The organism is Salinimicrobium sp. WS361, assembly GCF_050750585.1.
Taxonomy (GTDB): Bacteria; Bacteroidota; Bacteroidia; order Flavobacteriales; family Flavobacteriaceae; genus Salinimicrobium.
The window spans coordinates 171,357-194,088 of the sequence record NZ_JBOJLM010000006.1; the positions used below are offsets into that span (position 1 = coordinate 171,357).

General features: G+C 41.5%; 21 protein-coding genes and 1 other RNA gene. 13 read left to right on the forward strand and 9 right to left on the reverse strand.

What is annotated here, in order from left to right:
• Positions 1-58 precede the first annotated feature (58 nt).
• On the forward strand, positions 59-2,164 hold the full coding sequence (gene recG, locus ACQ93I_RS08135; RefSeq protein ID WP_431698049.1) for an ATP-dependent DNA helicase RecG: 2,106 nt from the start codon (positions 59-61) through the stop codon (positions 2,162-2,164).
• 168 nt (positions 2,165-2,332) lie between these two features.
• Complete coding sequence (gene pheT / locus ACQ93I_RS08140) at positions 2,333-4,759, forward strand: phenylalanine--tRNA ligase subunit beta (protein ID WP_431698050.1); 2,427 nt, start codon at positions 2,333-2,335, stop codon at positions 4,757-4,759.
• A 101-nt stretch (positions 4,760-4,860) separates the two neighbouring features.
• On the opposite strand, the gene ACQ93I_RS08145 is transcribed toward pheT, so the two are convergent.
• Entirely contained in the window at positions 4,861-5,448 is a 588-nt protein-coding gene (locus tag ACQ93I_RS08145) for a DUF4136 domain-containing protein (protein WP_431698051.1), read from the reverse strand.
• Positions 5,449-5,646: 198 nt separating this feature from the next.
• On the opposite strand from ACQ93I_RS08145, the gene ACQ93I_RS08150 reads away from it, so the two are divergent.
• From ACQ93I_RS08150 to ACQ93I_RS08160, 3 genes are all read left to right on the forward strand, one after another.
• Positions 5,647-6,372: a hypothetical protein gene (locus ACQ93I_RS08150; protein ID WP_431698052.1), complete on the forward strand. Its 726-nt coding sequence runs from the start codon at positions 5,647-5,649 to the stop codon at positions 6,370-6,372.
• A 75-nt stretch (positions 6,373-6,447) separates the two neighbouring features.
• Positions 6,448-6,690: a DUF2007 domain-containing protein gene (locus tag ACQ93I_RS08155; RefSeq protein ID WP_431698053.1), complete on the forward strand. Its 243-nt coding sequence runs from the start codon at positions 6,448-6,450 to the stop codon at positions 6,688-6,690.
• Between the two features lie 4 nt (positions 6,691-6,694).
• Positions 6,695-6,889, forward strand: a complete 195-nt coding sequence (locus tag ACQ93I_RS08160) for a hypothetical protein (RefSeq protein WP_431698054.1) — start codon at positions 6,695-6,697, stop codon at positions 6,887-6,889.
• 119 nt (positions 6,890-7,008) lie between these two features.
• Here the strand turns inward: ACQ93I_RS08160 and ACQ93I_RS08165 are convergent, their stop codons facing one another.
• Entirely contained in the window at positions 7,009-8,634 is a 1,626-nt protein-coding gene (locus ACQ93I_RS08165) for an ABC-F family ATP-binding cassette domain-containing protein (RefSeq protein ID WP_266068944.1), read from the reverse strand.
• A gap of 149 nt (positions 8,635-8,783) precedes the next feature.
• Here ACQ93I_RS08165 and ACQ93I_RS08170 point away from each other — a divergent pair, with 149 nt between their 5' ends.
• Positions 8,784-10,226, forward strand: a complete 1,443-nt coding sequence (locus ACQ93I_RS08170; RefSeq protein WP_431698055.1) for a TlpA family protein disulfide reductase — start codon at positions 8,784-8,786, stop codon at positions 10,224-10,226.
• Between the two features lie 250 nt (positions 10,227-10,476).
• Here ACQ93I_RS08170 and fsa read toward each other — a convergent pair whose 3' ends face one another.
• From fsa to ffs, 3 genes are all read right to left on the reverse strand, one after another.
• Positions 10,477-11,130 (reverse strand): fructose-6-phosphate aldolase, encoded by a 654-nt coding sequence (fsa, locus tag ACQ93I_RS08175; RefSeq protein WP_431698056.1) that lies wholly within the window; start codon positions 11,128-11,130, stop codon positions 10,477-10,479.
• 62 nt (positions 11,131-11,192) lie between these two features.
• Complete coding sequence (locus ACQ93I_RS08180) at positions 11,193-12,005, reverse strand: SDR family oxidoreductase (protein ID WP_431698057.1); 813 nt, start codon at positions 12,003-12,005, stop codon at positions 11,193-11,195.
• 39 nt (positions 12,006-12,044) lie between these two features.
• Positions 12,045-12,143, reverse strand: an RNA gene (gene ffs, locus ACQ93I_RS08185) — signal recognition particle sRNA small type.
• 87 nt (positions 12,144-12,230) lie between these two features.
• Here ffs and ACQ93I_RS08190 point away from each other — a divergent pair.
• The gene (locus tag ACQ93I_RS08190; protein WP_431698058.1) at positions 12,231-13,292 is read left to right on the forward strand and encodes a glutaminyl-peptide cyclotransferase; all 1,062 of its coding nucleotides are present in this window, start codon (positions 12,231-12,233) and stop codon (positions 13,290-13,292) included.
• Positions 13,292-13,702 (forward strand): acyl-CoA thioesterase, encoded by a 411-nt coding sequence (locus ACQ93I_RS08195; protein ID WP_431698059.1) that lies wholly within the window; start codon positions 13,292-13,294, stop codon positions 13,700-13,702. Before ACQ93I_RS08190 ends, ACQ93I_RS08195 begins: the two co-directional genes overlap by 1 nt.
• Before the next feature lie 417 nt (positions 13,703-14,119).
• Here the strand turns inward: ACQ93I_RS08195 and glyA are convergent, their stop codons facing one another.
• On the reverse strand, positions 14,120-15,394 hold the full coding sequence (gene glyA / locus ACQ93I_RS08200; RefSeq protein WP_431698060.1) for a serine hydroxymethyltransferase: 1,275 nt from the start codon (positions 15,392-15,394) through the stop codon (positions 14,120-14,122).
• A 110-nt stretch (positions 15,395-15,504) separates the two neighbouring features.
• Between glyA and fahA the strand changes: the two genes are divergently transcribed.
• Entirely contained in the window at positions 15,505-16,794 is a 1,290-nt protein-coding gene (gene fahA / locus ACQ93I_RS08205; RefSeq protein ID WP_431698061.1) for a fumarylacetoacetase, read from the forward strand.
• A 71-nt stretch (positions 16,795-16,865) separates the two neighbouring features.
• Here the strand turns inward: fahA and ACQ93I_RS08210 are convergent, their stop codons facing one another.
• The gene (locus ACQ93I_RS08210) at positions 16,866-17,066 is read right to left on the reverse strand and encodes a hypothetical protein (protein ID WP_431698062.1); all 201 of its coding nucleotides are present in this window, start codon (positions 17,064-17,066) and stop codon (positions 16,866-16,868) included.
• 124 nt (positions 17,067-17,190) lie between these two features.
• Positions 17,191-17,589, reverse strand: a complete 399-nt coding sequence (ytxJ, locus tag ACQ93I_RS08215; RefSeq protein ID WP_431698063.1) for a bacillithiol system redox-active protein YtxJ — start codon at positions 17,587-17,589, stop codon at positions 17,191-17,193.
• A gap of 193 nt (positions 17,590-17,782) precedes the next feature.
• Here ytxJ and clpB point away from each other — a divergent pair, with 193 nt between their 5' ends.
• Entirely contained in the window at positions 17,783-20,383 is a 2,601-nt protein-coding gene (clpB, locus tag ACQ93I_RS08220) for an ATP-dependent chaperone ClpB (RefSeq protein ID WP_431698064.1), read from the forward strand.
• Positions 20,384-20,432: 49 nt separating this feature from the next.
• Here clpB and ACQ93I_RS08225 read toward each other — a convergent pair whose 3' ends face one another.
• The gene (locus ACQ93I_RS08225; protein WP_431698065.1) at positions 20,433-20,618 is read right to left on the reverse strand and encodes a CsbD family protein; all 186 of its coding nucleotides are present in this window, start codon (positions 20,616-20,618) and stop codon (positions 20,433-20,435) included.
• Between the two features lie 101 nt (positions 20,619-20,719).
• Here ACQ93I_RS08225 and ACQ93I_RS08230 point away from each other — a divergent pair, with 101 nt between their 5' ends.
• The 3 genes from ACQ93I_RS08230 to ACQ93I_RS08240 are packed head-to-tail and all read left to right on the forward strand — an operon-like array spanning position 20,720 to position 22,711.
• Positions 20,720-21,820 carry an esterase-like activity of phytase family protein gene (locus ACQ93I_RS08230; RefSeq protein WP_431698066.1) on the forward strand — a complete coding sequence of 367 codons (1,101 nt, stop codon included), beginning with the start codon at positions 20,720-20,722 and terminating at the stop codon, positions 21,818-21,820.
• A gap of 3 nt (positions 21,821-21,823) precedes the next feature.
• Positions 21,824-22,345 (forward strand): SixA phosphatase family protein, encoded by a 522-nt coding sequence (locus ACQ93I_RS08235; RefSeq protein ID WP_431698067.1) that lies wholly within the window; start codon positions 21,824-21,826, stop codon positions 22,343-22,345.
• 36 nt (positions 22,346-22,381) lie between these two features.
• On the forward strand, positions 22,382-22,711 hold the full coding sequence (locus ACQ93I_RS08240) for a hypothetical protein (RefSeq protein ID WP_431698068.1): 330 nt from the start codon (positions 22,382-22,384) through the stop codon (positions 22,709-22,711).
• Positions 22,712-22,732 lie beyond the last annotated feature (21 nt).

Sequence of the window (22,732 nt, forward strand, 5' to 3'; positions counted from 1 at the left end):
CCTGCTCAAACCTGTAAAAACTTACCTTCCTAAAAGGCTTTTTTTTATCTTCGTTTCCATGAATCCACCACTGCTGCATACTCCCATTGACTATCTAAAAGGCATAGGCCCAAACCGGGCAGAAATTCTGCGGAAGGAGATTGGGGTGAACACTTATGGTGACCTGCTTAACTTTTTTCCAAACCGCTACCTCGATAAAACCCGATTTTACAAAATTGCCCAGCTGGAAAGGAATTCTTCGGAAGTGCAGATCGTGGGAAAAATAGTCCACCTGCGAACGGTAGAACAAAAGAAAGGAAAACGCCTGGTAGCCGATTTTGTTGATGACAGCGGAAAGATGGAGCTGGTATGGTTTCGCGGTCAAAAATGGATTCGTGAAAACCTGAAACTCAACACTCCCTATGTGATCTTTGGTAAAACTTCCTGGTACAATGGCCTTTTTAGCATGCCACACCCCGAGATGGAGCTGGTTGAAGATTATAAAAAGAACCTGCGCACTGCCATGCAACCTGTGTACCCTTCTACAGAAAGGCTGGGAAAATCGGGCATTACCAACAGGGTGTTTAGCCGCTGCGTACAGCAACTCTTTTTGGAGAGCGGCAATAAATTTGTTGATCCACTTCCGCAGGACATTTTAGAAGAACTGCATTTGCTTCCCAAAGCCGAGGCACTTTTTAACGCGCATTTTCCGAAGAGCCAGGAGTTACTGGCCAAGGCACAGTTCCGTTTAAAGTTTGAAGAGCTTTTTTACATACAAATTCAGTTGTTGATCAAGAACCTGATAAGGAAGAAAAAGATCAAAGGATTTCCTTTTGAAGAAGTGGGTTCACATTTCAGTGAGTTTTATGAAAAGCACCTTCCTTTTGAGCTTACCAACGCACAAAAAAGAGTAATCAAAGAGATACGTAAAGACCTGGGCAGCGGTGCCCAAATGAACCGTTTGCTGCAGGGAGATGTGGGATCGGGAAAAACAATTGTCGCTTTGATGAGCGTGTTGCTGGCCCTGGATAACGGATTTCAAGCCTGCTTAATGGCTCCCACCGAAATCCTGGCTACCCAACACTTTAATGGAATATCAGAACTTGTTACTGATTTGGGGATTAAGGTTAAACTACTCACCGGCTCAACAAAAACTTCAGAAAGAAAAGAAATCCATGCGGCTTTGGAAAGTGGAGAATTACATCTCCTGATAGGCACCCATGCGCTGCTCGAGGAAAAAGTAAAATTTCAGAATCTCGGCCTGGCCATTATTGATGAGCAGCACAGGTTTGGTGTTGCACAAAGAGCTAGGCTCTGGAAGAAGAACCACCTGCCGCCCCATGTGCTGGTGATGACCGCCACCCCAATACCCCGAACGCTCGCGATGAGCCTCTACGGAGACCTGGATATTTCTGTAATTGACGAATTGCCCCCGGGAAGGAAAGAAATTAAGACCGTGCACCGGTATGACAGTAACAGGCTAAAGGTCTTTGCTTTTATTCGGGATGAAATTAGAAAAGGAAGACAAATTTATATTGTGTATCCGCTCATCCAGGAATCGGAAACCATGGATTACAAAGACCTCATGGACGGCTATGAAAGTATTACCCGCGAATTTCCCATGCCCGAGTTCCAGATCTCCATTTTGCACGGGCAAATGAAACCTGCCGATAAAGATCATGAAATGGACAGGTTTGTAAAGGGCGAAACTCAGATCATGGTGGCCACCACAGTAATTGAGGTTGGGGTGAATGTGCCCAATGCCAGTGTGATGATCATAGAAAGTGCGGAACGTTTTGGGCTTTCACAGCTACACCAGCTAAGAGGCCGCGTGGGCCGGGGCGCCGAACAGAGTTTTTGTATCCTTATGACCGGTCATAAACTTTCTAACGACAGTAAAACACGCCTTGAAACCATGGTACGCACTGCCGACGGATTTGAGATTGCTGAAGTAGACCTTAAACTGCGAGGGCCCGGTGACCTAATGGGCACCCAACAGAGCGGCGTACTCAACCTGAAGATTGCAGATATTGTAAAGGATAATGACATCCTGAAAACTGCCAGGCATTATGCTTTGCAACTTCTAAAAGAAGATCCAGGCCTGGAGCTTGAAAAAAATAAGATCGTTAATTACACCTACTCCCAGCTTATAAAGGAGAAGAACATCTGGAATTACATCAGTTAAACATAAATTTATCTTCTTTTAAATGAATACTTAAGGCCATTAAAGCAAACCTGAAGCAGCTTTGTTTTTCAGAAATTAGTCTTTTATAGTTGACATTGCTGCTCTTCCCTTTTTTATTATGTCAAAATCAATGGTAATACTATCTTTGCAGCTCGAAAAATTTGTTCAATGAAGATTTCATATAACTGGCTTAGACAATTCATAAAAGTTAATCGTAATCCTGAAGAAACAGGGGAACTGCTCACAGATCTCGGCCTTGAAGTAGAAGGTATTCATGAATTTCAAAGTGTAAAAGGCAGCCTTAGGGGCATAGTGGTAGGAGAAGTGCTTACCTGCGAACCCCATCCCAACGCCGACAGGCTTAAAGTTACCACTGTAGATTTAGGCAATGGCGAACCGGTTCAAATTGTTTGTGGGGCACCCAATGTTGCCGCAGGGCAAAAAGTACCGGTAGCAACAGTAGGCACTACCCTTTACGATGAAAAAGGTTCTCCCTGGGAAATCAGGAAAAGTAAAATAAGAGGCGAAAGCAGTCACGGGATGATTTGTGCCGAAGATGAACTGGGTCTGGGACAGAGCCATGACGGCATAATGGTACTCGATTCCAGTATTGAAGTTGGCACACCCGCAGCCAGCCTTTTTGAAGTTGAAGACGACCTTGTGTTCGAAATAGGTTTGACACCAAACCGTGCCGACGCCATGAGCCACTGGGGAGTAGCTCGTGATCTTAAAGCGGGACTACAGCAACAGGGAGAACCCCAAGAGCTAATTACCCCTTCGGTAAGTAGTTTTCATATAGACAGCCGCAGCCGAAGGATTCCGGTGAAAATTGTCAAGCCCGAACTGGCGCCCCGATATTGCGGAGTGACCATTACCGGGGTAGAAATATCAGAATCCCCAAAATGGTTGCAAAACAGGCTTAAAGCAATTGGAATCGCTCCAAAGAACAATGTTGTAGATGTGACCAATTACGTGATGCATGAGCTAGGCCAGCCCCTGCACGCTTTTGATGCCGACAGGATCTCAGGGAATGAGATCATTGTGCAGACATTAGAGGCAGGAACAAAATTCACGACGCTAGATGAAGTTGAAAGAGAGCTGCATGAAGAAGACCTTATGATATGTGATGCCGAAAAGCCCCTGGCTATAGCCGGTGTGTTTGGCGGAATTAGCAGTGGAGTAACATCGGGAACCAACAATCTCTTTATTGAGAGCGCCTATTTCAATCCTGTAACTGTTCGAAAAACAGCCAAACGTCATGGTTTAAATACCGATGCTTCTTTTAGATATGAAAGAGGTATTGATCCCAACATAACAGAATATGCTCTTAAACGTGCAGTATTGCTCATTCAAGAGCTGGCTGGAGGAAGTGTTTCGAGTGATATTGACGATTACTACCCAAAAAAGGTGGAAGACTTCCCGGTTTTCCTAACTTTTGAAAAGATCAATTCTCTTGTAGGGCAAAACCTTTCTAAAGAAACGATCAAATCTATTCTTGCTTCCCTCGAAATAAGAGTGAACAACGTTACCGAAACCGGAATGGGTCTTACCATACCGTCATACCGTGTAGATGTAAAACGAGAGGCCGATGTTATTGAAGAGATCCTAAGGGTTTATGGTTACAACAATATTGAATTTGGAGATAAGATCAATGCCTCTGTCGCCAATTCCACGAGGTTTGAAGATTATAAACTTCAGAATTTAATTGCCGGACAGCTTGTAGGGCAGGGATTTTTTGAAACCATGGCCAATTCACTTACTACTCCTTCCCACCTGGGCCTTAGTGAGCAGTTGAAGGAAGAACATGTAGTGCAAATGCTTAACCCGCTTAGCCAGGATCTTTCTGTGCTGCGGCAGTCGTTATTGTTCTCGGGCCTTGAGGCAGTGAGCTACAACCTGAACCGCAAAAGAGCCGATCTTAAGTTCTTTGAATTCGGAAAGACCTATCACAACTATAACAGTGGTCGGGAAGAAAAGAAACACCTTTCTATCTTTATTTCGGGTAACAGGAATAGAGAAACCTGGACCAATGCTGTTCAAAAAGGGGAATTTTTCTACCTTAAAGGAGTAGTGACTTCAGTTTTGGAAAGACTGGGTATAAGAGATCTTAAAACCACACCTGTCAAAAATGACATTTTTTCTGAAGGAATTTCTTTCAGCTTAAATAATGTGAGACTGGTAGAATTTGGAGTGATCAAGAGAAAGATCTTCAAAAACTTCGACATTAACCAGGAAGTGCTTTATGCCGATTTCAACTGGGATATGGTGGTAGAAACGTCTAAAGACCAACAGAACAAATTCAAAGATATTTCTAAGTTTCAGGCAGTGAGAAGAGATTTTGCTCTCTTGCTTGATGACGCTGTGCGATTTGAACAGATCTACGACATAGCCTTTAAAACTGAAAAAGATCTTCTTAAGGAAGTAAATCTTTTTGACGTGTACGAAGGGGCTAACCTTCCGGAAGGAAAGAAGAGTTATGCAGTGAGTTTTATCCTGCAGGATGAAAGAAAAACCCTTACCGATAAACAAATTGATAAAATAATGGGCAAGCTGCAACAAAACCTGGAAAAGCAACTGGGTGCAGAGCTTAGATAAAAGCAGAGCTTAAAGCTCAGATAAAGAAAAAGGCTGTTCGATGAACAGCCTTTTTCTTTGCAATTTTTTAAATGCAATCTGTATTAAGGTTTATCCAAAGTTTACTTTGGTAACCTGTCAAAAATGGCATTTACGTAAGTTCTTAATTCTTCATTAAGATTGCCGGGAGAAACAACATCCTCGGCCTTTCCCCTCCATACAATCTCATTGGTACGGCGATCTATAAGGTCAATCACTATGGTACCTTCTTTATATGGTACTTGCTGCACACTATTTCCTGCAATTCTGGGAACGGTGAAATAGTTGTTATAAGCATAATTTCTGTAGTACGGCCCTACGTAAAATCCGGGACGGTAATAACTGTAGTTGGTGTAGACGGGATTTGCATTCACCGCCATTTCTTCGTCTAACATTAAGTGATAATACACCAGGAGATCGGGTTGGTTACGATCTAACCTGTAGTTTAGATCCTCCATGTTCTGGCGAATTTCGTCTATAACTATTTCATTCACCTGTGCATTGTCATAAACTGAAGTTTGTATGGTATCCTGGTCGGGTAAGAACGCGTAGCTTTCATAACTATTTAAGCTCTTAGCCGTTCTTTTGTTGGTATCTACTTTGGGGCCGCAACCAACCAGGAGAATTCCTGCCAGGATACTCAGGCTTAAAAAGTGTCTAAAAATTTTCATTTTTCGAGGGTTTTAAAGTTCGTTATCCTCAATTTAGCGCATCTATTACTAATGGATAAATAGAACCGCAGGTTTAAAATGAATTTAACCATCACCTCTTAAATTTAACAGTAGGATTCCTTAAAACATAGCCAAAAAGCTGATTTTTTGCATGTTGTGCTGTTATTCCCTATTTTTAGCTGCTAAACGGAAAAGAAAATGCTGCTAGAGAGAACAAACCTTCAGAGGGAAATGGAGCTGCTGCGCCGGAAGGAGATGAAAGAACAGGAAGTTCTGGAGGAAGTAAAGAAGATCCTGAATAAAGAGGAAAGTTCAGAAGAAGAGATTCTGCGCAGAGTTGCTGAAGCTAGCACCGAAGAATCAATTTCAAACCCATTAGTATTCGATCTACTGGAACCTGAAAAGATCTTTCATGAAAACCAGATTAAAAAGATCTGTGTAGATTTTAGGCTCCGCTTTCTCGACACTAAATTTTTTAAAGGAGATCTACCTGCTGAAGCGGTAAACGCAGTTCAGCAAGTGGAAAAGAAACACGGAATTTCTCTGCAAGGTTTTAAAATGGTTGCTCCTGCCAAATATTTCAGGCTTGAAAATGCCGATGATCCTATGCTGTTTGCGCCATTAGGTAACGGGTACTACTACCTTCTCCACAAATGGGGTACCGATATGCATCCTTTGAGAAAGCTATTGATGTGGCCGCTTAAAAATCTGGAAAACCTGTTGATCTTTTGCTTCCTCTCCAGCTTTCTGCTCTCTTTTGGGGTCAGGGAACTTTTCTTCTCTCAGTTCAGGGAGACCTCTGAATTCCTTATTATTTACATGTACTGTTTTAAATCGGTGGTAGCGTTGATATTTTTCTACGGAATTAGCCTCGGAAAAAATTTTAGCTCGGGAAACTGGAACAGCAAATTCTACAATGCCTGATAGAAATGTTAAACTCAAATTAAATACTCCTGAAGTCATCTCCCTATTCTTAAATTTATAGGAAATTACCATTATATGAACGACGAAGAACAACAAGAGTACAGAAGAGTTTATACCGGGAGTGAAGTAAATGTGCAACACCTGCAAAATTTACTTGAAGAAGAAGGAATCGCTACCCGGGTAAGAAATGATTTTGATTCCGGATTACGAGCCGGCTTTGGCGGCGGTTTGCCCGGACAGGTTTTGCTCTTCGCCAAATCAAAGGATTATGAGAAGGCGCTTCGCATCACAAATGAAACCTTTCCTGATAGTGATTAATTAAATGACTGCTGCTCCCCGAAAAAATTATTTTAACCTGGTTGTGGGTCTTGCTTTCCTGGGCTATGGAGGCTACCGCATATACACCTTTCTTACAGGTGCAGAGTATACTACCTTCAGGATAATCATTGCCATAGGCTTTATAATCCTGGGAGGCTTTGACCTCTACAAGTTCTTCCGGAAAGACAAAGAAGCATAAAAAAAGACTGTCTAAAAATTCACACCATTTATCCCCTTTTTAATTCAGCAGGGTGATGGTATTTTAAAATAACATCACATAGATGTCAAGCCTTTTAGACAGCCTCTTATCTTTTCTAATTACTTAGAATACATTTTATCCCTTTGTTCCTTGATCTTAGGATCACTCATGTACTCATCAAAAGTAAGGTAACGATCTATAGCGCCGTTAGGGGTTAATTCAATTACCCTGTTTGCAACTGTCTGTGCAAATTCATGATCGTGAGTGGTAAACATCACAGTCCCCTTAAAGTTCTTAAGGGAGTTGTTGAATGCCGTAATAGATTCCAGGTCTAGGTGGTTGGTAGGCTCATCGAGCATAAGTACGTTCGCCCTCATCATCATCATTCTGCTTAACATACAACGCACTTTTTCACCTCCAGAGAGCACCCGGGCTGTTTTTAAAGCTTCTTCACCGCTAAAGATCATCTTGCCAAGGAATCCGCGGATATGAACTTCTTCCCTCTCTTCTTCGGTTTTAGCCCATTGGCGCAACCAGTCAACAAGAGTAAGGTCATTGTCAAAATATTCGGAGTTATCTAAGGGCAGGTAAGACTGGTTGGTAGTAATTCCCCAACTGAATTTACCCGATACGGCTTTTTCCTTTTCATTAAGTATCTCGTAAAAAGCTGTAGTGGCTCGTGAATCTTTTGAATACACCACTACTTTATCTCCTTTCGCAAGATTGATATTCACATCTTTAAAAAGAGTTTCCCCTTCAATAGATGCCTCAAGGCCTTCTACATTTAGAATTTGATCCCCGGCTTCTCTTTCCCTTTCAAAAATAATTGCAGGATACCTTCGGCTTGAAGGCTTAATATCATCAATATTAAGTTTTGCGATCATCTTCTTTCTGGAAGTAGCCTGCTTAGATTTTGCCACGTTGGCACTAAAGCGACGAATAAATTCCTCAAGTTCCTTTTTCTTTTCCTCAGCTTTTTTGTTCTGCTGAGACCGCTGGCGTGCTGCCAACTGTGAAGATTCATACCAAAAAGTATAGTTACCACTGTAATGGTTGATCTTTCCGAAGTCAATATCAGAAACATGAGTACAAACAGAATCCAGGAAGTGACGGTCGTGAGATACCACTATCACTGTATTTTCATAGTTGGCAAGAAAGTTTTCAAGCCAGTTTATGGTTTCATAATCCAGGTCGTTTGTTGGCTCATCCATGATCAACACATCAGGGTTACCAAAAAGTGCCTGTGCCAAAAGCACCCTAACCTTAAGCTTGTTATCAAGATCGCCCATAAGCGTGTAGTGGCTATCTTCTTTTATACCAAGGTTAGAAAGCAGGGCAGCAGCCTCACTATCGGCATTCCAGCCATTCATTTCCTCAAATTCAACCTGTAGCACTCCTACTCTTTCCCCATCGGCATCGCCAAAATCTTCTTTGGCATAGATCTCGTCCATCTCTTTTTTGATATTGTAGAGAGGCTTATTCCCCATAATGACGGTTTCCAGTACAGGATATTCGTCATAAAGGTTATGGTTTTGCTCGAGAACAGACATTCTTTTTCCCGGCTCCAGGTGTACGTGTCCCGAAGTAGGTTCTGACTTCCCGCTAAGGATATTTAAGAAAGTAGATTTTCCGGCACCATTGGCACCAATAATTCCATAACAGTTACCCTGGGTAAAGGTGGTGTTCACTTCATCGAACAACACTCTTTTCCCAAACTGAACAGATAAATTTGAAACTGATAACATATAGTCTTTTCTAAATTTTTGCAAAAGTAGCCATTTAACCTTATCCCTTAAAACATTAACTTTTATAATTCTCTATTTAACGAGGAGTTAACATCCCTGTTGTTGCTCTGGGTCTACATTTGCTATCCGCTATTTGTCCCCCAAAAATTTTGAAAAGCAATAGTTTACATATTTTACATGATGCCTTACCAGCACTGGTTTTGCTAGGCTTCAGCTTTCTTATTTCCAGCTGTAATAATTCAACTACCAGTCCTTCATATGCTTATATTGGCGGCGAGATTATTAACCCTACCTTAGAATATGTAGTGGTTAAACATCAGGGACAAATTCTTGATACTATAACGCTCGATGAAAACAATAGATTTAACTACAAAATCGAGAATGCAGAAGAAGGCTTATACATCATTCAGCACAAACCCGAAACTCAGAATATTTATATCACTCCGGGCGACAGCCTGCTGCTAAGAGCCAATACTTTAGCCTTTGATGAATCGCTCCACTTTAGTGGAAAAGGAAAGTCGAAGAATAATTTTTTGGCTGAAATGTTCCTGAAAGATGAGGACAATTCTCAACTCCTGCTCAACTTTCACGAATACACACCTCAGGTTTTTCTCGAAAAAGCCGACTCCATTAGGCAGGACAGAATTAATTACCTGTCTACAATTTCCAAAAAGAAAAAATTTTCTGACGAATTTAACCACCTTGCAGGGGAGATCATCAACTATGAAAATTATGACCTTCGGGAACGCTATACCTACCTGGTCAACAAATATTATAAAGACTACTCGCGGCAATTCCCTGCCAATTTTCACGATTACAGGGAAGAAATCGATTTTAACTGCGTAGACATTCAGTGCAGCCCGGGATATAAAAGGCTACTAGAGAACTATCTTATTAACTACTCCCTGGCCTGGTGTGCCGACAGTGATTTAGACGGGGCCGATTGTTACAGCCTTACCGATGTTGCCAATGTTAATGCCCGCCTTCGCAAAGCCGGTGAACTTATTAGGGTGCCAAAGATCAGGGAACAGTTACTGGAAAAAATTGCCGTAAGAGGGATCATTACTGCCGAAAACAAGGAGAATATAGCTTCGATTCTCGACGAATTGGAAGCCCTTAAATTTTCCGATAAAAATCTTGAAAAACTGAAAAACCTGGCCACAGTACAACTAGCCTACCTTCCCGGCACCTCCCTGGCAGAAGTCCCCCTGCTCAATATGGACGGAGAGCTCGTCACTACAAATGATATCATTAGAAGGCCCACAGTTATATTTCTTTGGTCTGTTTATGATGAAAGTTACCAGAATGAACACCAGGTAATAGATCTTTACCGAAAAAAATATCCCGAAGTAGATTTTATAGGCATCAATCTCGATCTTTCAGAAGAACCTGCCTGGAGAGTTGCTTTACGGCAAAACGGCTACGATCCGGCAACCGAGTTTCAGCTGGCGCCGGCCAGGATCCACAAGGAAGTTTTTCAGTTTTTCCTGAGTAAAATGTTATTTGTGAACGATGCTTCGGTTGTAGAAGTAGGTGATGTTTACCTCTCATCCCCTGAATTTGAATCGAGGCTTCTGGCGTTTCTCAACTAAAAAACTTCCGAAGAAAAAGTTGTCAAAAATGCCATTTTTGACAACTAAGTTTTCGCACAAGCCAGTATTTCTCAAGATCCTTCAGAAATCAGGCATTAAAGCATCTTTTCAGATGATTCTTCAGAAGTAGAAGTATAAAACAGAACTCTCTCTTGTTCAGAATTTTGATCCTGTCGCTTCACAAATTCTTCCAACTAAAAAGCCTTTCTTCCGAAGAAAAAAGGCTTTAAAAAATGTCATTTTTGGAACCTTAGTTCCCCTTCTTATGATCGGCAAGGAATTTCTCAAGACCAATATCTGTAAGTGGGTGGTTTAGTAAACCAGTGATTGCCGAAAGTGGCCCGGTCATTACATCGGCACCTATTTTAGCGCAGTCAATTACGTGCATGGTGTGCCTCACCGAAGCTGCAAGAATTTCAGTTTCAAACCCGTAGTTATCATAGATTTGGCGGATTTCCATAATAAGGTTCAAACCATCTGTTGAGATATCATCAAGTCTCCCAATAAAAGGCGAAACATAAGTTGCACCGGCTTTGGCTGCCAAAAGTGCCTGACCTGCAGAAAATACCAAAGTACAATTTGTTTTTATTCCTTTATCGCTAAAGTATTTGATGGCTTTAATACCGTCTTTGATCATAGGCACTTTCACGATAATTTGTTCGTGCAAAGCGGCAAGTTCCTCTCCTTCTTTTACAATATTCTCAAAATCGGTCGCAATCACTTCGGCACTAACATCTCCGGTAGTGATCTCACAAATTTTCTTGTAATGGGCAATGATGTTGTCTTTCCCGGTGATACCTTCTTTAGCCATAAGAGAAGGGTTGGTAGTCACCCCGTCAAGAACCCCAAGATCCTGGGCTTCTCTTATTTGGTCAAGGTTTGCGGTGTCGATAAAAAATTTCATAGTGTGTTGTTATAAATGATTAAATACTGCTGAAAAATGCCATTTTTCAACCTTCTGCAAAACTACAACTTATAATGTTTTAAGAGTAGGCGCTCATACAATTTATCGGGTAGAATGCGCTTTAAAGCAATAGAGAACTTTTGCAGCGGCTCCCCTACCTTGTAATGTATTTTTGGGTCTTTTTCCTGAAGTATGCTGTAGATCACTTTGGCCATCATATTTGGATCTTTACCCTGGTCAACATGCTCATTCATGATCTTAAGGGTGTTCCCGTAAGGCTTTTCATAAGGAGAACCTGCTATTACCGGCGCGTGATACCTGCCCGCCGCAATGTTAGTAGCGAAATCTCCCGGGGCAATATTGGTCATTTTGATGTTTGAATCCTTCAGCTCCATTCTAAAAGCTTCGGTAGTGATCTCCAGCGCCCCTTTTGAAGCCGAATAAATTCCGCGGTAAGGCAATCCCATATATCCGGCGATGGAAGTTACGTTTATAATAAGACCACTGTTATTTTTTCGCATTTGAGGCAGTACGGCCTTAATGACATTTATGGGCCCAAAATAATTGGTATCAAAAGCCTTTTTTATTTCCTCATCGGGCGTTTCTTCAATTGGGCCGGTAATACCAACCCCCGCATTATTGATAAGCACATCAATTTTTCCTGCGGAAGCAATAACTTCAGCCACGGCAGCGGTGATGGTTTCGGGTTTGGTAACATCGAGCGCCACCAACGGAAAAGGAGAATCCTGCCCCGACGGATTACGGCTGGTTCCAAAAACGATAAAATTCTTTGATTGAAGAAAATTGGCTATGGCTTTACCAATTCCTGAAGATGCTCCTGTTACGAGCACCACTTTTGAAGCTGTTTCTGTCATGTTGCAAAGATGCAATAAATCGAGACTATTGGAAACAAAAAATGGCAAGCTACCCACATCACACCGCTACGACCACTTACCCTTGCTGCGTTCCCGCCCTGGGGGATTCAGCAGGAGCTGGTTGTGTGGGACTTGCCGGGGCAAATATACAACCTTTCATGTTTTTTGCAAGTAATTTTTAAGCTGAATTCTTTAAATTAGCTTCCATAAAAATTACTGTGAAACATGAAGGTATATAATCCTCTCTTTTTGATGGCATTGGGCGTAATTTTGCATTCCTGCGGAAGTGACTCCAATGAATCAGAAAACAATTATTCTTTAAAAATAGAAGAAAATAAGAAGGAATTTAAGCTTGGCGAAAGTCTGCAGGCGCAGGTAAACGGAGAAAAAGATTCTGTGATTTACTTTCTGGGAGAACAAAGATTAGCAAAAACTGTAGGGGGAGAATCCCTTAGCCATACTTTTAATGATGAAAAACTGGGCAAGTGGCAGCTTAACGCTCGTATATATAATAATGGTGAAGTGGTTGAAAAACAACAGGAAATTACCCTTTTTAATGACGCTGCCCCTGTTACCTATACTTACGAGATCATCAATAAATATCCGCACCAGGCCGATGCTTACACCCAGGGACTGGAATTCTTTGAAAATAAACTCTATGAAAGTACCGGCCACTATGGGAGTTCTTCTCTAAGGTTGGTAGATCTTACAACGGGTGAAGTTCAAAGAAAAATTGACATTCCTTCTCAATATTTTGCTGAAGGCATTACCATACTTAATAATAAGATCTATCAACTCACATGGAAGGAAGGAGTCGGTTTTATTTATGACGTAGAGACTTTCGAAAAGTCCGGAGAGTTTAAATATGAAAAAAGTAAAGAAGGCTGGGGGCTGGCAAATGATGGCAGCATGCTGTATAAAAGCGATGGTACCGAGAAAATATGGTTTTTAGACCCCACTTCTCCTTCCCTACCAGAGACAGATTATATTCAAACGGTAACAAATCGCACCATTGCCACGCAGCTCAATGAGCTGGAATGGGTAGAAGGAAAGATCTATGCCAACACCTATCAAAAAGACGGAGTTGCGATTATTAATCCGCAGAATGGCGCTATAGAAGGAGTTATTAATTTTTCCGGTTTACGCGACCAACTGGGCAACACTGCCGATCTTGACCCGGTAAATGATGTGCTCAACGGCATTGCATACGACCCCGGGAGCAAGAAACTTTACGTTACCGGAAAAGACTGGGATACACTTTTTGAAGTAAAAATAATAGAGAACTAATGGTAGTACCTGCAGAAACATACACACATAAAAGAACGGTTTCCGAAGAAGATTTGGATGACCTCAACCACGTAAACAATGTACGTTATGTGCAGTGGATACAGGATATCGCAAAAGAGCACTGGGAAGTTAGAGCTACCGATGAGCTTAAAGAAGACTTTATTTGGGTAGTGATTCGCCACGAAATAGACTACAAAAAACAGGCATTTTTGGGAGACGACCTTATTATAGAAACCTATGTGGGAGAGACCACTTTTGTCACTTCTGAAAGGTTTGTCAACATCAAAAGTGCTAAGAACGGTGACGTTTTAGTTGCAGCAAAATCTATGTGGTGCCTGCTGGACGCCGATTCTAAAAAACCGACAAAGATCACTGAAGAGCTGCGTAACGTTTTCCATAAAAGAGAATAAAAACTCAAATTTCAGCTTTTCACGACTACTTCGGAAGGAAATGAGGAGATGATTTTCACTATTCCCAACTGGAATTCCGTGGAAATATTATAGCTTCAGAAACATCTTTGTCTGGGGGAAGAGTCAGGACCGCTTCGTCTAATGGCAGGCAGTCTTCAAGAATCTAGAGCCAGGACTTTGCCCACCAATTAATTAAAAGCAATTTTCAATTCTGGTTCATAAATTAAGTTCACTATTTATTCAGAAACTGAAAATCACCCTTCCACACCTTTAAATTGGCAATTTTATTAGTGTATTCGTGGCCTTAGCTTCTGTGTATTATTTAATAAGACAACAATAATTCAGAAAAAAAACGCTGCCTGAAAATCCCATTTTTGAGACCTAAGGCAGCGTTATATTAAATTTGATAACTTACTCTTACATTTGAAAGAGAGGTCTCCCCTGCATCAGGGCAATTACGTCTTCTCTCACTGCTTTGAGTTTATCTTCATCCTGATAATTTGTGATCACCCGATCAATAAGATCAACAATTGTATCCATATCGTCTTCTTTGAGTCCGCGGGTGGTGACCGCCGGCGTCCCAATACGTATTCCTGAAGTTACAAAAGGAGATTTATCGTCAAAAGGCACCATGTTCTTGTTCACAGTAATATCGGATTTTCCAAGAGCTTCTTCGGCCTCTTTACCAGAGATGTTCTTGTTGCGCAGGTCAATCAACATCATGTGATTGTCTGTCCCACCCGAGATTACCTGGTAATCTTTTTTCATGAAAGCTTCGGCCATACGTTTGGCATTTTTCTTCACCTGTACCGTATAATGAAGGAACTCATCTGTAAGGGCTTCACCAAAAGCCACAGCCTTGGCTGCAATAATATGCTCTAAAGGCCCACCCTGATTTCCGGGGAATACACCGCTGTTAAGCAGCATAGACATCTTTTTAGGACTTCCGTTCTTAAGAGTTTCGCCAAAAGGATTATCAAAATCTTTTCCCATCATAATAATTCCGCCGCGAGGCCCGCGCAAAGTCTTATGAGTGGTTGAGGAAACGATGTGGCAATGAGGAATAGGATCACTGAGCAAACCTTTAGCTATAAGACCTGCCGGGTGTGCGATATCTGCAAAAAGTATGGCGCCCACACTGTCGGCAATCTCTCTAAAACGCTTGTAGTCGATTTCCCTTGAATATGCCGAGGCACCGGCAATGATCATTTTGGGTTTCTCTTTTTCAGCTATTTTTTGAACTTCGTCATAATCTATAAGTCCGGTTTCTTTATCTACACCATAAAAAACAGGATTATAAAGTCTTCCGGAGAAATTTACGGGAGAACCGTGAGTTAAATGTCCACCGTGGGAAAGGTCGAAACCAAGGAATTTATCACCGGGTTTCATACAGGCGTGAAAAACAGCAGTATTGGCCTGAGATCCAGAATGCGGTTGCACGTTCGCATATTCGGCATTAAAGAGTTCTTTTAATCTATCGATCGCCAAATTTTCAACCTCATCTACCACATCACACCCACCGTAATATCTTTTACCTGGGTAACCTTCGGCGTATTTATTGGTAAGTACAGAACCGGCAGCTTCGAGTACCTGTTCACTTACAAAATTTTCACTAGCAATTAACTCTAAACCATTAAGTTGCCTCTCCTTTTCTGCGTCAATTAAATCAAATAATTCGTTATCCCGTTGCATATGCATTTTTTACGTTAAATAATACTCAAAAATAGCAAATACATTCGGTTCTTAGTAAGAAAATAATATATTTGGTTCGAATTGATTTTAACAAAATACCAACATTTACTATGTCCATTACAGCTAACGACCCTACACGAAAAACCTGGCTGGAAGTACCCGAAAACTCTGATTTTCCCATACAAAACATCCCCTTTGGAGTTTTTCTTACAAGAGATGATATCATCACCATTGGAACTCGTATAGGAGATACCGCAATAGACCTGGGTGCCCTGCACCAGCTGGGTTATTTTGAAGGTATTCCCCTTACTGACGATATTTTTCTACAGGATACCCTAAACGATTTCATTTCTGACGGAAAAAAAACCTGGAGACTTGTAAGGAATCGTATTGCTGAAATTTTTGATACCAGCAATGAAACCCTTCGAGATAATGAAGATCACCGGCAGGTTGTTCTCTTTACCCTGGATGAGATTGAGATGCAAATGCCTGTACAGGTAGGCGATTATACCGATTTTTATTCCAGTAAAGAGCATGCTACCAATGTGGGAACCATGTTTCGCGATCCAGATAATGCATTGCTGCCCAACTGGCTTCACATTCCGGTAGGTTACCACGGAAGAAGTTCTTCTATAGTTCCCAGTGGCATTCCTATTCACCGCCCACAGGGACAAACCAAACCAAAAGATGCAGATGAGCCTGTTTTTGGGCCTTCAAAAAGAGTAGATTTTGAACTGGAAATGGCTTTTATCACTACCGATGCCAACCACCTGGGGGAACCCATTCCTATAGACGAAGCCGAAGATTACATTTTTGGACTTGTACTTTTTAATGACTGGAGTGCACGTGATATTCAAACCTGGGAATATGTGCCTTTAGGGCCTTTTCTTGCCAAGAACTTTGCTTCTTCCATTTCACCGTGGATCGTTACTTTAGATGCGCTTGAACCTTTTAGGGTGAAAAGCCCAAAACCTGAAAAGAAACTATTGCCTTACCTTCAATCTACAGGTAAAAAGAGTTTTGATATAGAACTTGAAGTATTCATACAGCCCGAGAATGCTGAAGAAACCCGCGTCTCTAAATCCAATTTTAGACACATGTACTGGAATATGAGCCAGCAGCTCGCTCACCACACCGTAAACGGTTGCCCTGTACTTTCTGGAGACATGATGGGATCGGGAACAATTTCAGGCCCCACGCCCGACTCATACGGATCTATGCTTGAACTTTCATGGAAAGGTGAAAAACCCGTAAAACTTTCTGACGGCAGTACCCGTACTTTTATTGAAGACAACGATACTGTTATTATGCGTGGTTTTTGCCAAAAAGATAACTACAGGATAGGATTTGGGGAGGTAAGCACCAAGCTGCTTCCTGTTTTTGAGCCTAAGAAGAAGTAAGTCTAGAACAACCAATAAAAAAGAGCCGTAAAATTTGATATTTTACGGCTCTTTTTTATTTTAAAAGGATGCTAAATAAGCTCTTCTCTACTATTGCGATCTTCTCGGTTTTTATCGCGGTTCATGTCTCTTTCTCTCTCGGCATCTTCCTGCTTTTGCTTGTCACGGTCACCTGCGGCCTGTTGCGCCGGATTCCTTCTTTCTTCTTCCTGTTGGTGACGTCTTTGCTCTTCATTTTGATCGCGATTGCGATCTTCTCTTCTCTCTTCCATAATTACAATTTTTAAGGTTCTTATATTAACACCTTTAAATATACTTAGAAACCACCTCTTAAAACATTGATTATAAAATATTTAACCGGATTTTAGTGTTGATCATAATTGAGAAAAAATTAACCTACAGTTGATCTTTTATATTCTGAACTTCAATAGATTGATGTGAAGAATGATGAACTACTTCCCTATTCTTAAGGATGATCATCTGCGGACTTTCATGTCTCACGCTGAAGCGGCTGGCCACTGCGTTAGAAATGTCGCGGTTTGCTAAGAGATCAAGAAAGTAAAGTTTCACTTCTTCATCTTTTGGCAGATCATAACTTCGCTCAAAATTGTTTAATACCATTCGGCTGATTCCGCAGCGGGTAGAATGTTTAAAAATCACTACAGGTTGTGAATCAGATTCTTTTTCGATCTCCTCAAGTTGCTTCTCTTCAGTAAGAGCGTGCCACGGCACCTCCACAATCTCTTTCTTCACAATATCTCTTTCACTTTTAAAAACTTTATCAAATAATCCCATTTTTGAAGGCTTTAGTTACACGTTTATTGAACTCTGTAAAATAGTAAAATCATCTGATAATTCGGTTACAGGGCCTGAACTTTAGCATCTCTATAAGAGACAAAAAGTCATTTTATTCTGCAGAATATCAGCCATTTTGTCGGCATTATTGTACTGGTACATGCTTTGCTAAACCTAAATAAAAAGATCAACTATGAACTTAAATAATTTTACAATAAAAAGTCAGGAGGCCATTCAGCAGGCCCAGCAACTGGCGCAGGAGTTAGGGCATCAGCAAATAGAGAACGAACATATATTCAAAGCAATTACTTTAGTAGATGAGAATGTAACGCCTTTTCTTCTGAAGAAGCTCAATATTAATGTGAGTCTCTTTCAGCAGATCCTGGACAAGACACTTCAGAATTTTCCGAAGGTGAGCGGCGGAGATATTATGTTCTCGCGTGAAGCATCCAAAACACTTACCGATGCATCTTCCGTAGCAAAGAAAATGGGAGATGAATACGTTTCAGTAGAGCATTTAATTTTAGCCATTTTTGGATCCTCCAGTAAAGTGGCCCAGATCATGAAAGACCAGGGCGCAACCGAAAAAGGTTTAAAAGCTGCAATTGAAGAACTTAGAAAAGGAGAAAAAGTCACTTCCCAAAGTGCCGAAGAAACCTATAACTCCCTGAATAAATACGCCAACAACCTTAATAAACTGGCCGAAGAAGGTAAGCTTGATCCTGTAATTGGACGCGATGAAGAAATACGCAGGGTATTGCAAATCCTGTCGCGAAGAACCAAGAACAACCCAATGTTAGTGGGAGAACCCGGTGTGGGTAAAACCGCCATTGCCGAAGGTCTTGCCCATCGTATAGTTGCAGGTGATATTCCCGAAAACCTCAAGGATAAACAAATCTATTCCCTTGATATGGGAGCTTTGATTGCCGGTGCAAAATATAAAGGGGAATTTGAAGAAAGACTAAAGGCCGTCATTAAAGAAGTAACTTCCAGCGAAGGGAACATCGTGCTGTTCATTGACGAGATTCACACCCTTGTGGGTGCCGGTGGCGGCCAGGGTGCCATGGATGCAGCCAACATTCTAAAACCTGCCCTGGCAAGAGGGGAATTGCGCGCTATTGGAGCAACCACTTTAGATGAGTATCAAAAGTATTTTGAGAAGGACAAAGCCCTTGAAAGACGTTTTCAAAAGGTAATGGTAGATGAGCCAGATACCGAGAGCGCCATATCTATCTTACGCGGAATCAAAGAAAAGTATGAAACTCACCATAAAGTACGTATCAAAGATGAGGCAATTATCTCGGCTGTTGAGTTGTCGCAACGTTACATTACCAACAGGTTCTTACCTGATAAGGCCATAGACCTAATGGACGAAGCAGCCTCCAGGTTAAGAATGGAGATCAACTCCAAACCTGAAGAACTCGATGTGCTCGACAGAAAGATCATGCAGCTTGAGATAGAAATGGAAGCCATTAAACGGGAGAATGATGAGAATAAGCTTAAAGCTTTGAGAGCCGATCTTGCCAATTACAAAGATGAACGCAATGAACTCCATGCCCAGTGGAAGAATGAAAAAGACGTTGTAGACAATATCCAGACGGCAAAATCGAGCATAGAAAATTATAAGCTTGAAGCCGAGCGTGCCGAAAGAGAAGGCAACTACGGAAAAGTAGCCGAACTGCGCTATGGTAAGATCAAGGAAGAACAGGAAAGGCTGGCCGAGCTTCAGAAGCAACTGGAAGAGAATCAGCAGGGAAAATCATTGATCAAAGAAGAAGTCACCAACGAAGATATTGCTGAAGTTGTAGCTAAATGGACAGGCATTCCGGTTACCAAAATGTTACAGACCGAACGGGAGAAACTTCTCAAACTGGAAGACGAACTTCATAAAAGAGTGGTAGGTCAAGACGAGGCCATAGAGGCCGTGAGTGATGCCGTGCGCAGGAGCCGGGCAGGATTACAGGACCAAAAGAAACCTATAGGCTCCTTCCTGTTTTTAGGTACTACCGGAGTTGGTAAAACCGAATTGGCCAAAGCTCTTGCCGATTATCTCTTTAACGACGAGAGTGCGATGACCCGTATTGATATGAGTGAGTATCAGGAGCGCCACGCTGTGAGCAGGCTTGTTGGTGCGCCTCCGGGATATGTAGGTTACGATGAAGGTGGGCAGCTTACCGAGGCTGTAAGAAGAAAACCTTATTCGGTGATCCTGCTTGATGAGATAGAAAAAGCCCATCCCGATACTTTTAATATCCTCTTGCAGGTGCTTGATGAAGGAAGGCTGACTGATAACAAAGGACGCCTGGCCGATTTTAAGAACACCATAATTATTATGACATCAAATATGGGTTCTCACATTATCCAGGAAAAATTTGACACGGTAAAAGATACTGAAACTGCGATGGAAAGCGCTAAAGTTGAAGTGCTGGCCCTGCTAAAACAGAGTGTGCGGCCAGAATTTATAAACAGGATTGATGATATAGTGATGTTTGCACCGCTTACCAGGAAGGATATCAAGCAAATTGTAGGCCTCCAAATGAAAGGCGTAACCAAAATGCTTGCGAAACAAGGCATTACTCTTGATGCAACCGAAGAAGCCATTGCAAACCTTGCAACCAAAGGTTTTGATCCTCAATACGGGGCAAGACCGGTAAAAAGGACGCTGCAAAAAGAAGTCCTTAATAAACTCTCCAAAGAGATCTTAAGCGGTAAAATACATACCGATAGTATTGTGCTGCTCGATTGCTTTGACGACGAACTGGTCTTTAGAAACCAGGAAGAAATCGCCCAATAATAGAAATGGCCCCAATTAATCGGGGCCATTTTTTTATTCCAGGAAAATCCTACCACCTGTCAATTTCCTTCTTCAATTCTTCCTTGCTACGGCCGGTCTTTTCCTGTAGGCGTCCAAGCATTTCATCAAATCTACCTTCATGATAGGTTACATCATCATCGGTAAGATCTCCGTACTTTTGCTTAAACTGTCCTTTGATCTGTTTCCACTTTCCTTCAATTTGGTCATCATTCATAACTTAAGTTTTAATGGTTTTATCGAAAGTAGCTAAACAAGGGCTGCCCTGCCGCTAAAAAAGTCCTATTTTGCTCTTAAGAATTTGTTATTTTTATCGGCATGAAAAAAGCATTCTTCTTAGTTCTTATAGCCACAGCCTTCCTAAGCTGTAAAAGTTCCCGAATAGGTAGTACTTCAAACGTACAGGTAAAGTTTTTAGACGATTATAATATTACCGACAACCTCACTGTAAAAGGTACAGAGGTTGGCGGTCTTTCGGGCATCGATTACCAGGAAGGGAAATTTTATATGGTAAGCGACCAGCCTTCTATGCCGAGGATTTATGTGGCTAACATGGCTATTTCCGAAGAAAAGATCGATACGATAGTTATTTCTGATGTAATTCTTCTGAATAAAGAACATGAAAGCCTTAAGGAGCAACATCTGGATCTAGAAAGTATTCTCTTCCAGGCTGAAGAAGACAATTTTGTGCTTTCCAGCGAAGGAAATATCAATAATAAAAAAGACCCTATGCTCTTTAGGGTGTCAAAAAAGGGAAATTATGTCGACTCTTTTGCTGTACCCGAAAATCTTTTAGCTGAAAGTATCAAGAAGCCCAGAAATAACGGAACGCTTGAAGGACTTGCCGCTTCCTTTGATCAAAAAGGAATATGGGCGGCCATGGAACTTCCTTTGGTCACTGATGGACCAAAACCTAAGCTTTATCCCACAAAATCACCGGTGCGTATCACCTATTTCGACAAAAAAACCGGAGAACCTGTAAAGCAATTCCCTTACCGTTTAGAAAGAATAGCAAAAATACCCTGGCTCTATTTTGCAGTAAATGGCGTTACCGACCTTTTAGAGTACGCCCCCAACAAATTTCTTATCCTGGAAAGAGGTTTTGCAGCCGGTCATGGTCAAAATGGCAATACCGTGCGAATATTTGATGTAGATGCCAGCCTGGCTACAAATACTTTAGACATTAATAATCTTAGGGTTTCCTTTAATAACCCTGCAAAGAAAACCCTGCTTTACGATTTTAAATGGGCAAAAAATTACCTGAGCCAGGAGATCATTGATAACATTGAGGGCATCACCTTTGGCCCTACCCTGCCTAACGGCAATCAAAGTCTTATCCTTATTTCTGATAATAACTTCAACTCTATGGGGCAGCAACTCAACCAGGTCATTCTCATGGAATTTGTTCCAAAAAGCTAATCTATGCGTGCTTTTTTCATCTTTTTGATTTCTATTCTATCTTTAGGAGAAACTTCTGAAAATCCTATAGCACCACCGGTGCAGGAAGCTACCACGCAATATTATTTCATTCGTCATGCCGAAAAGGAAATGACAGATCCGCAAGACCGGAATCCGCAGCTCTCTGAAGCCGGGAGAAAACGGACAGCTAAATGGGCTGAAGTATTTGAAGAAGTTGAATTTGACCTTATCTATTCCAGCAATTACCATCGCACTATGAATACCGCCAGGGCGGTGGCCGATAAGCAGCAGAAGCAGGTAGACATTTACGATCCCAAAAAATTAAACGATCCCGAATTTCAGAAGAAGACAACAGGAAAAATGGTACTCGTCGTGGGGCACAGCAATACCAATCCTGCATTTGTAAACCTGCTGCTGGGAGAAAATAAATATCAGGATCTTGATGAATCAGAATACGGCAGCTTATTTATTGTTACCGTCTCGCCGGGTGGCGAAAAGACTTCCCAGGTACTTTTTATCAACTAAGGTATCAAAAATGGCATTTTTAAAAGTTGTTTCTGAATGCTAAACGGAATTAAAGCATTTTTAGCAACTTCAGTCTCTATTGGATTCTGTTACCTCACAGGTATTTTAACCAGTTTTACGGATTTCACTTTTGCATGGGTGCTAAATTTCGTCCTGATGGCCTGGTACACCTATCTGGATTCTGTTTTTAAATGGAAATATGATTCGGTTTATTTCAATACCCTGCAATTTGAGAAAAAAGGACGCATCTACAGGTTCTTCGGAGTACATCTGTACAGAAAACTACTCGTCTGGACGGGTTGGGAAAAGATAAGCCGCAAAGACCTCAAGATCATCAAAAAAGGAAGAAGCTTTAAAGCGTGCTGAACAGGGGTCCCGCAGTTCTGA

Coding starts and splice junctions, on each gene's coding strand:
- recG (WP_431698049.1), top strand. CDS start 59: ATGAATCCACCACTGCTGCATACTCCCATTGACTATCTAAAAGGCATA.
- pheT (WP_431698050.1), top strand. CDS start 2,333: ATGAAGATTTCATATAACTGGCTTAGACAATTCATAAAAGTTAATCGT.
- ACQ93I_RS08145 (WP_431698051.1), bottom strand. CDS start 5,448: ATGAAAATTTTTAGACACTTTTTAAGCCTGAGTATCCTGGCAGGAATT.
- ACQ93I_RS08150 (WP_431698052.1), top strand. CDS start 5,647: ATGCTGCTAGAGAGAACAAACCTTCAGAGGGAAATGGAGCTGCTGCGC.
- ACQ93I_RS08155 (WP_431698053.1), top strand. CDS start 6,448: ATGAACGACGAAGAACAACAAGAGTACAGAAGAGTTTATACCGGGAGT.
- ACQ93I_RS08160 (WP_431698054.1), top strand. CDS start 6,695: ATGACTGCTGCTCCCCGAAAAAATTATTTTAACCTGGTTGTGGGTCTT.
- ACQ93I_RS08165 (WP_266068944.1), bottom strand. CDS start 8,634: ATGTTATCAGTTTCAAATTTATCTGTTCAGTTTGGGAAAAGAGTGTTG.
- fsa (WP_431698056.1), bottom strand. CDS start 11,130: ATGAAATTTTTTATCGACACCGCAAACCTTGACCAAATAAGAGAAGCC.
- ACQ93I_RS08180 (WP_431698057.1), bottom strand. CDS start 12,005: ATGACAGAAACAGCTTCAAAAGTGGTGCTCGTAACAGGAGCATCTTCA.
- ACQ93I_RS08190 (WP_431698058.1), top strand. CDS start 12,231: ATGAAGGTATATAATCCTCTCTTTTTGATGGCATTGGGCGTAATTTTG.
- ACQ93I_RS08195 (WP_431698059.1), top strand. CDS start 13,292: ATGGTAGTACCTGCAGAAACATACACACATAAAAGAACGGTTTCCGAA.
- glyA (WP_431698060.1), bottom strand. CDS start 15,394: ATGCAACGGGATAACGAATTATTTGATTTAATTGACGCAGAAAAGGAG.
- fahA (WP_431698061.1), top strand. CDS start 15,505: ATGTCCATTACAGCTAACGACCCTACACGAAAAACCTGGCTGGAAGTA.
- ACQ93I_RS08210 (WP_431698062.1), bottom strand. CDS start 17,066: ATGGAAGAGAGAAGAGAAGATCGCAATCGCGATCAAAATGAAGAGCAA.
- ytxJ (WP_431698063.1), bottom strand. CDS start 17,589: ATGGGATTATTTGATAAAGTTTTTAAAAGTGAAAGAGATATTGTGAAG.
- clpB (WP_431698064.1), top strand. CDS start 17,783: ATGAACTTAAATAATTTTACAATAAAAAGTCAGGAGGCCATTCAGCAG.
- ACQ93I_RS08225 (WP_431698065.1), bottom strand. CDS start 20,618: ATGAATGATGACCAAATTGAAGGAAAGTGGAAACAGATCAAAGGACAG.
- ACQ93I_RS08230 (WP_431698066.1), top strand. CDS start 20,720: ATGAAAAAAGCATTCTTCTTAGTTCTTATAGCCACAGCCTTCCTAAGC.
- ACQ93I_RS08235 (WP_431698067.1), top strand. CDS start 21,824: ATGCGTGCTTTTTTCATCTTTTTGATTTCTATTCTATCTTTAGGAGAA.
- ACQ93I_RS08240 (WP_431698068.1), top strand. CDS start 22,382: ATGCTAAACGGAATTAAAGCATTTTTAGCAACTTCAGTCTCTATTGGA.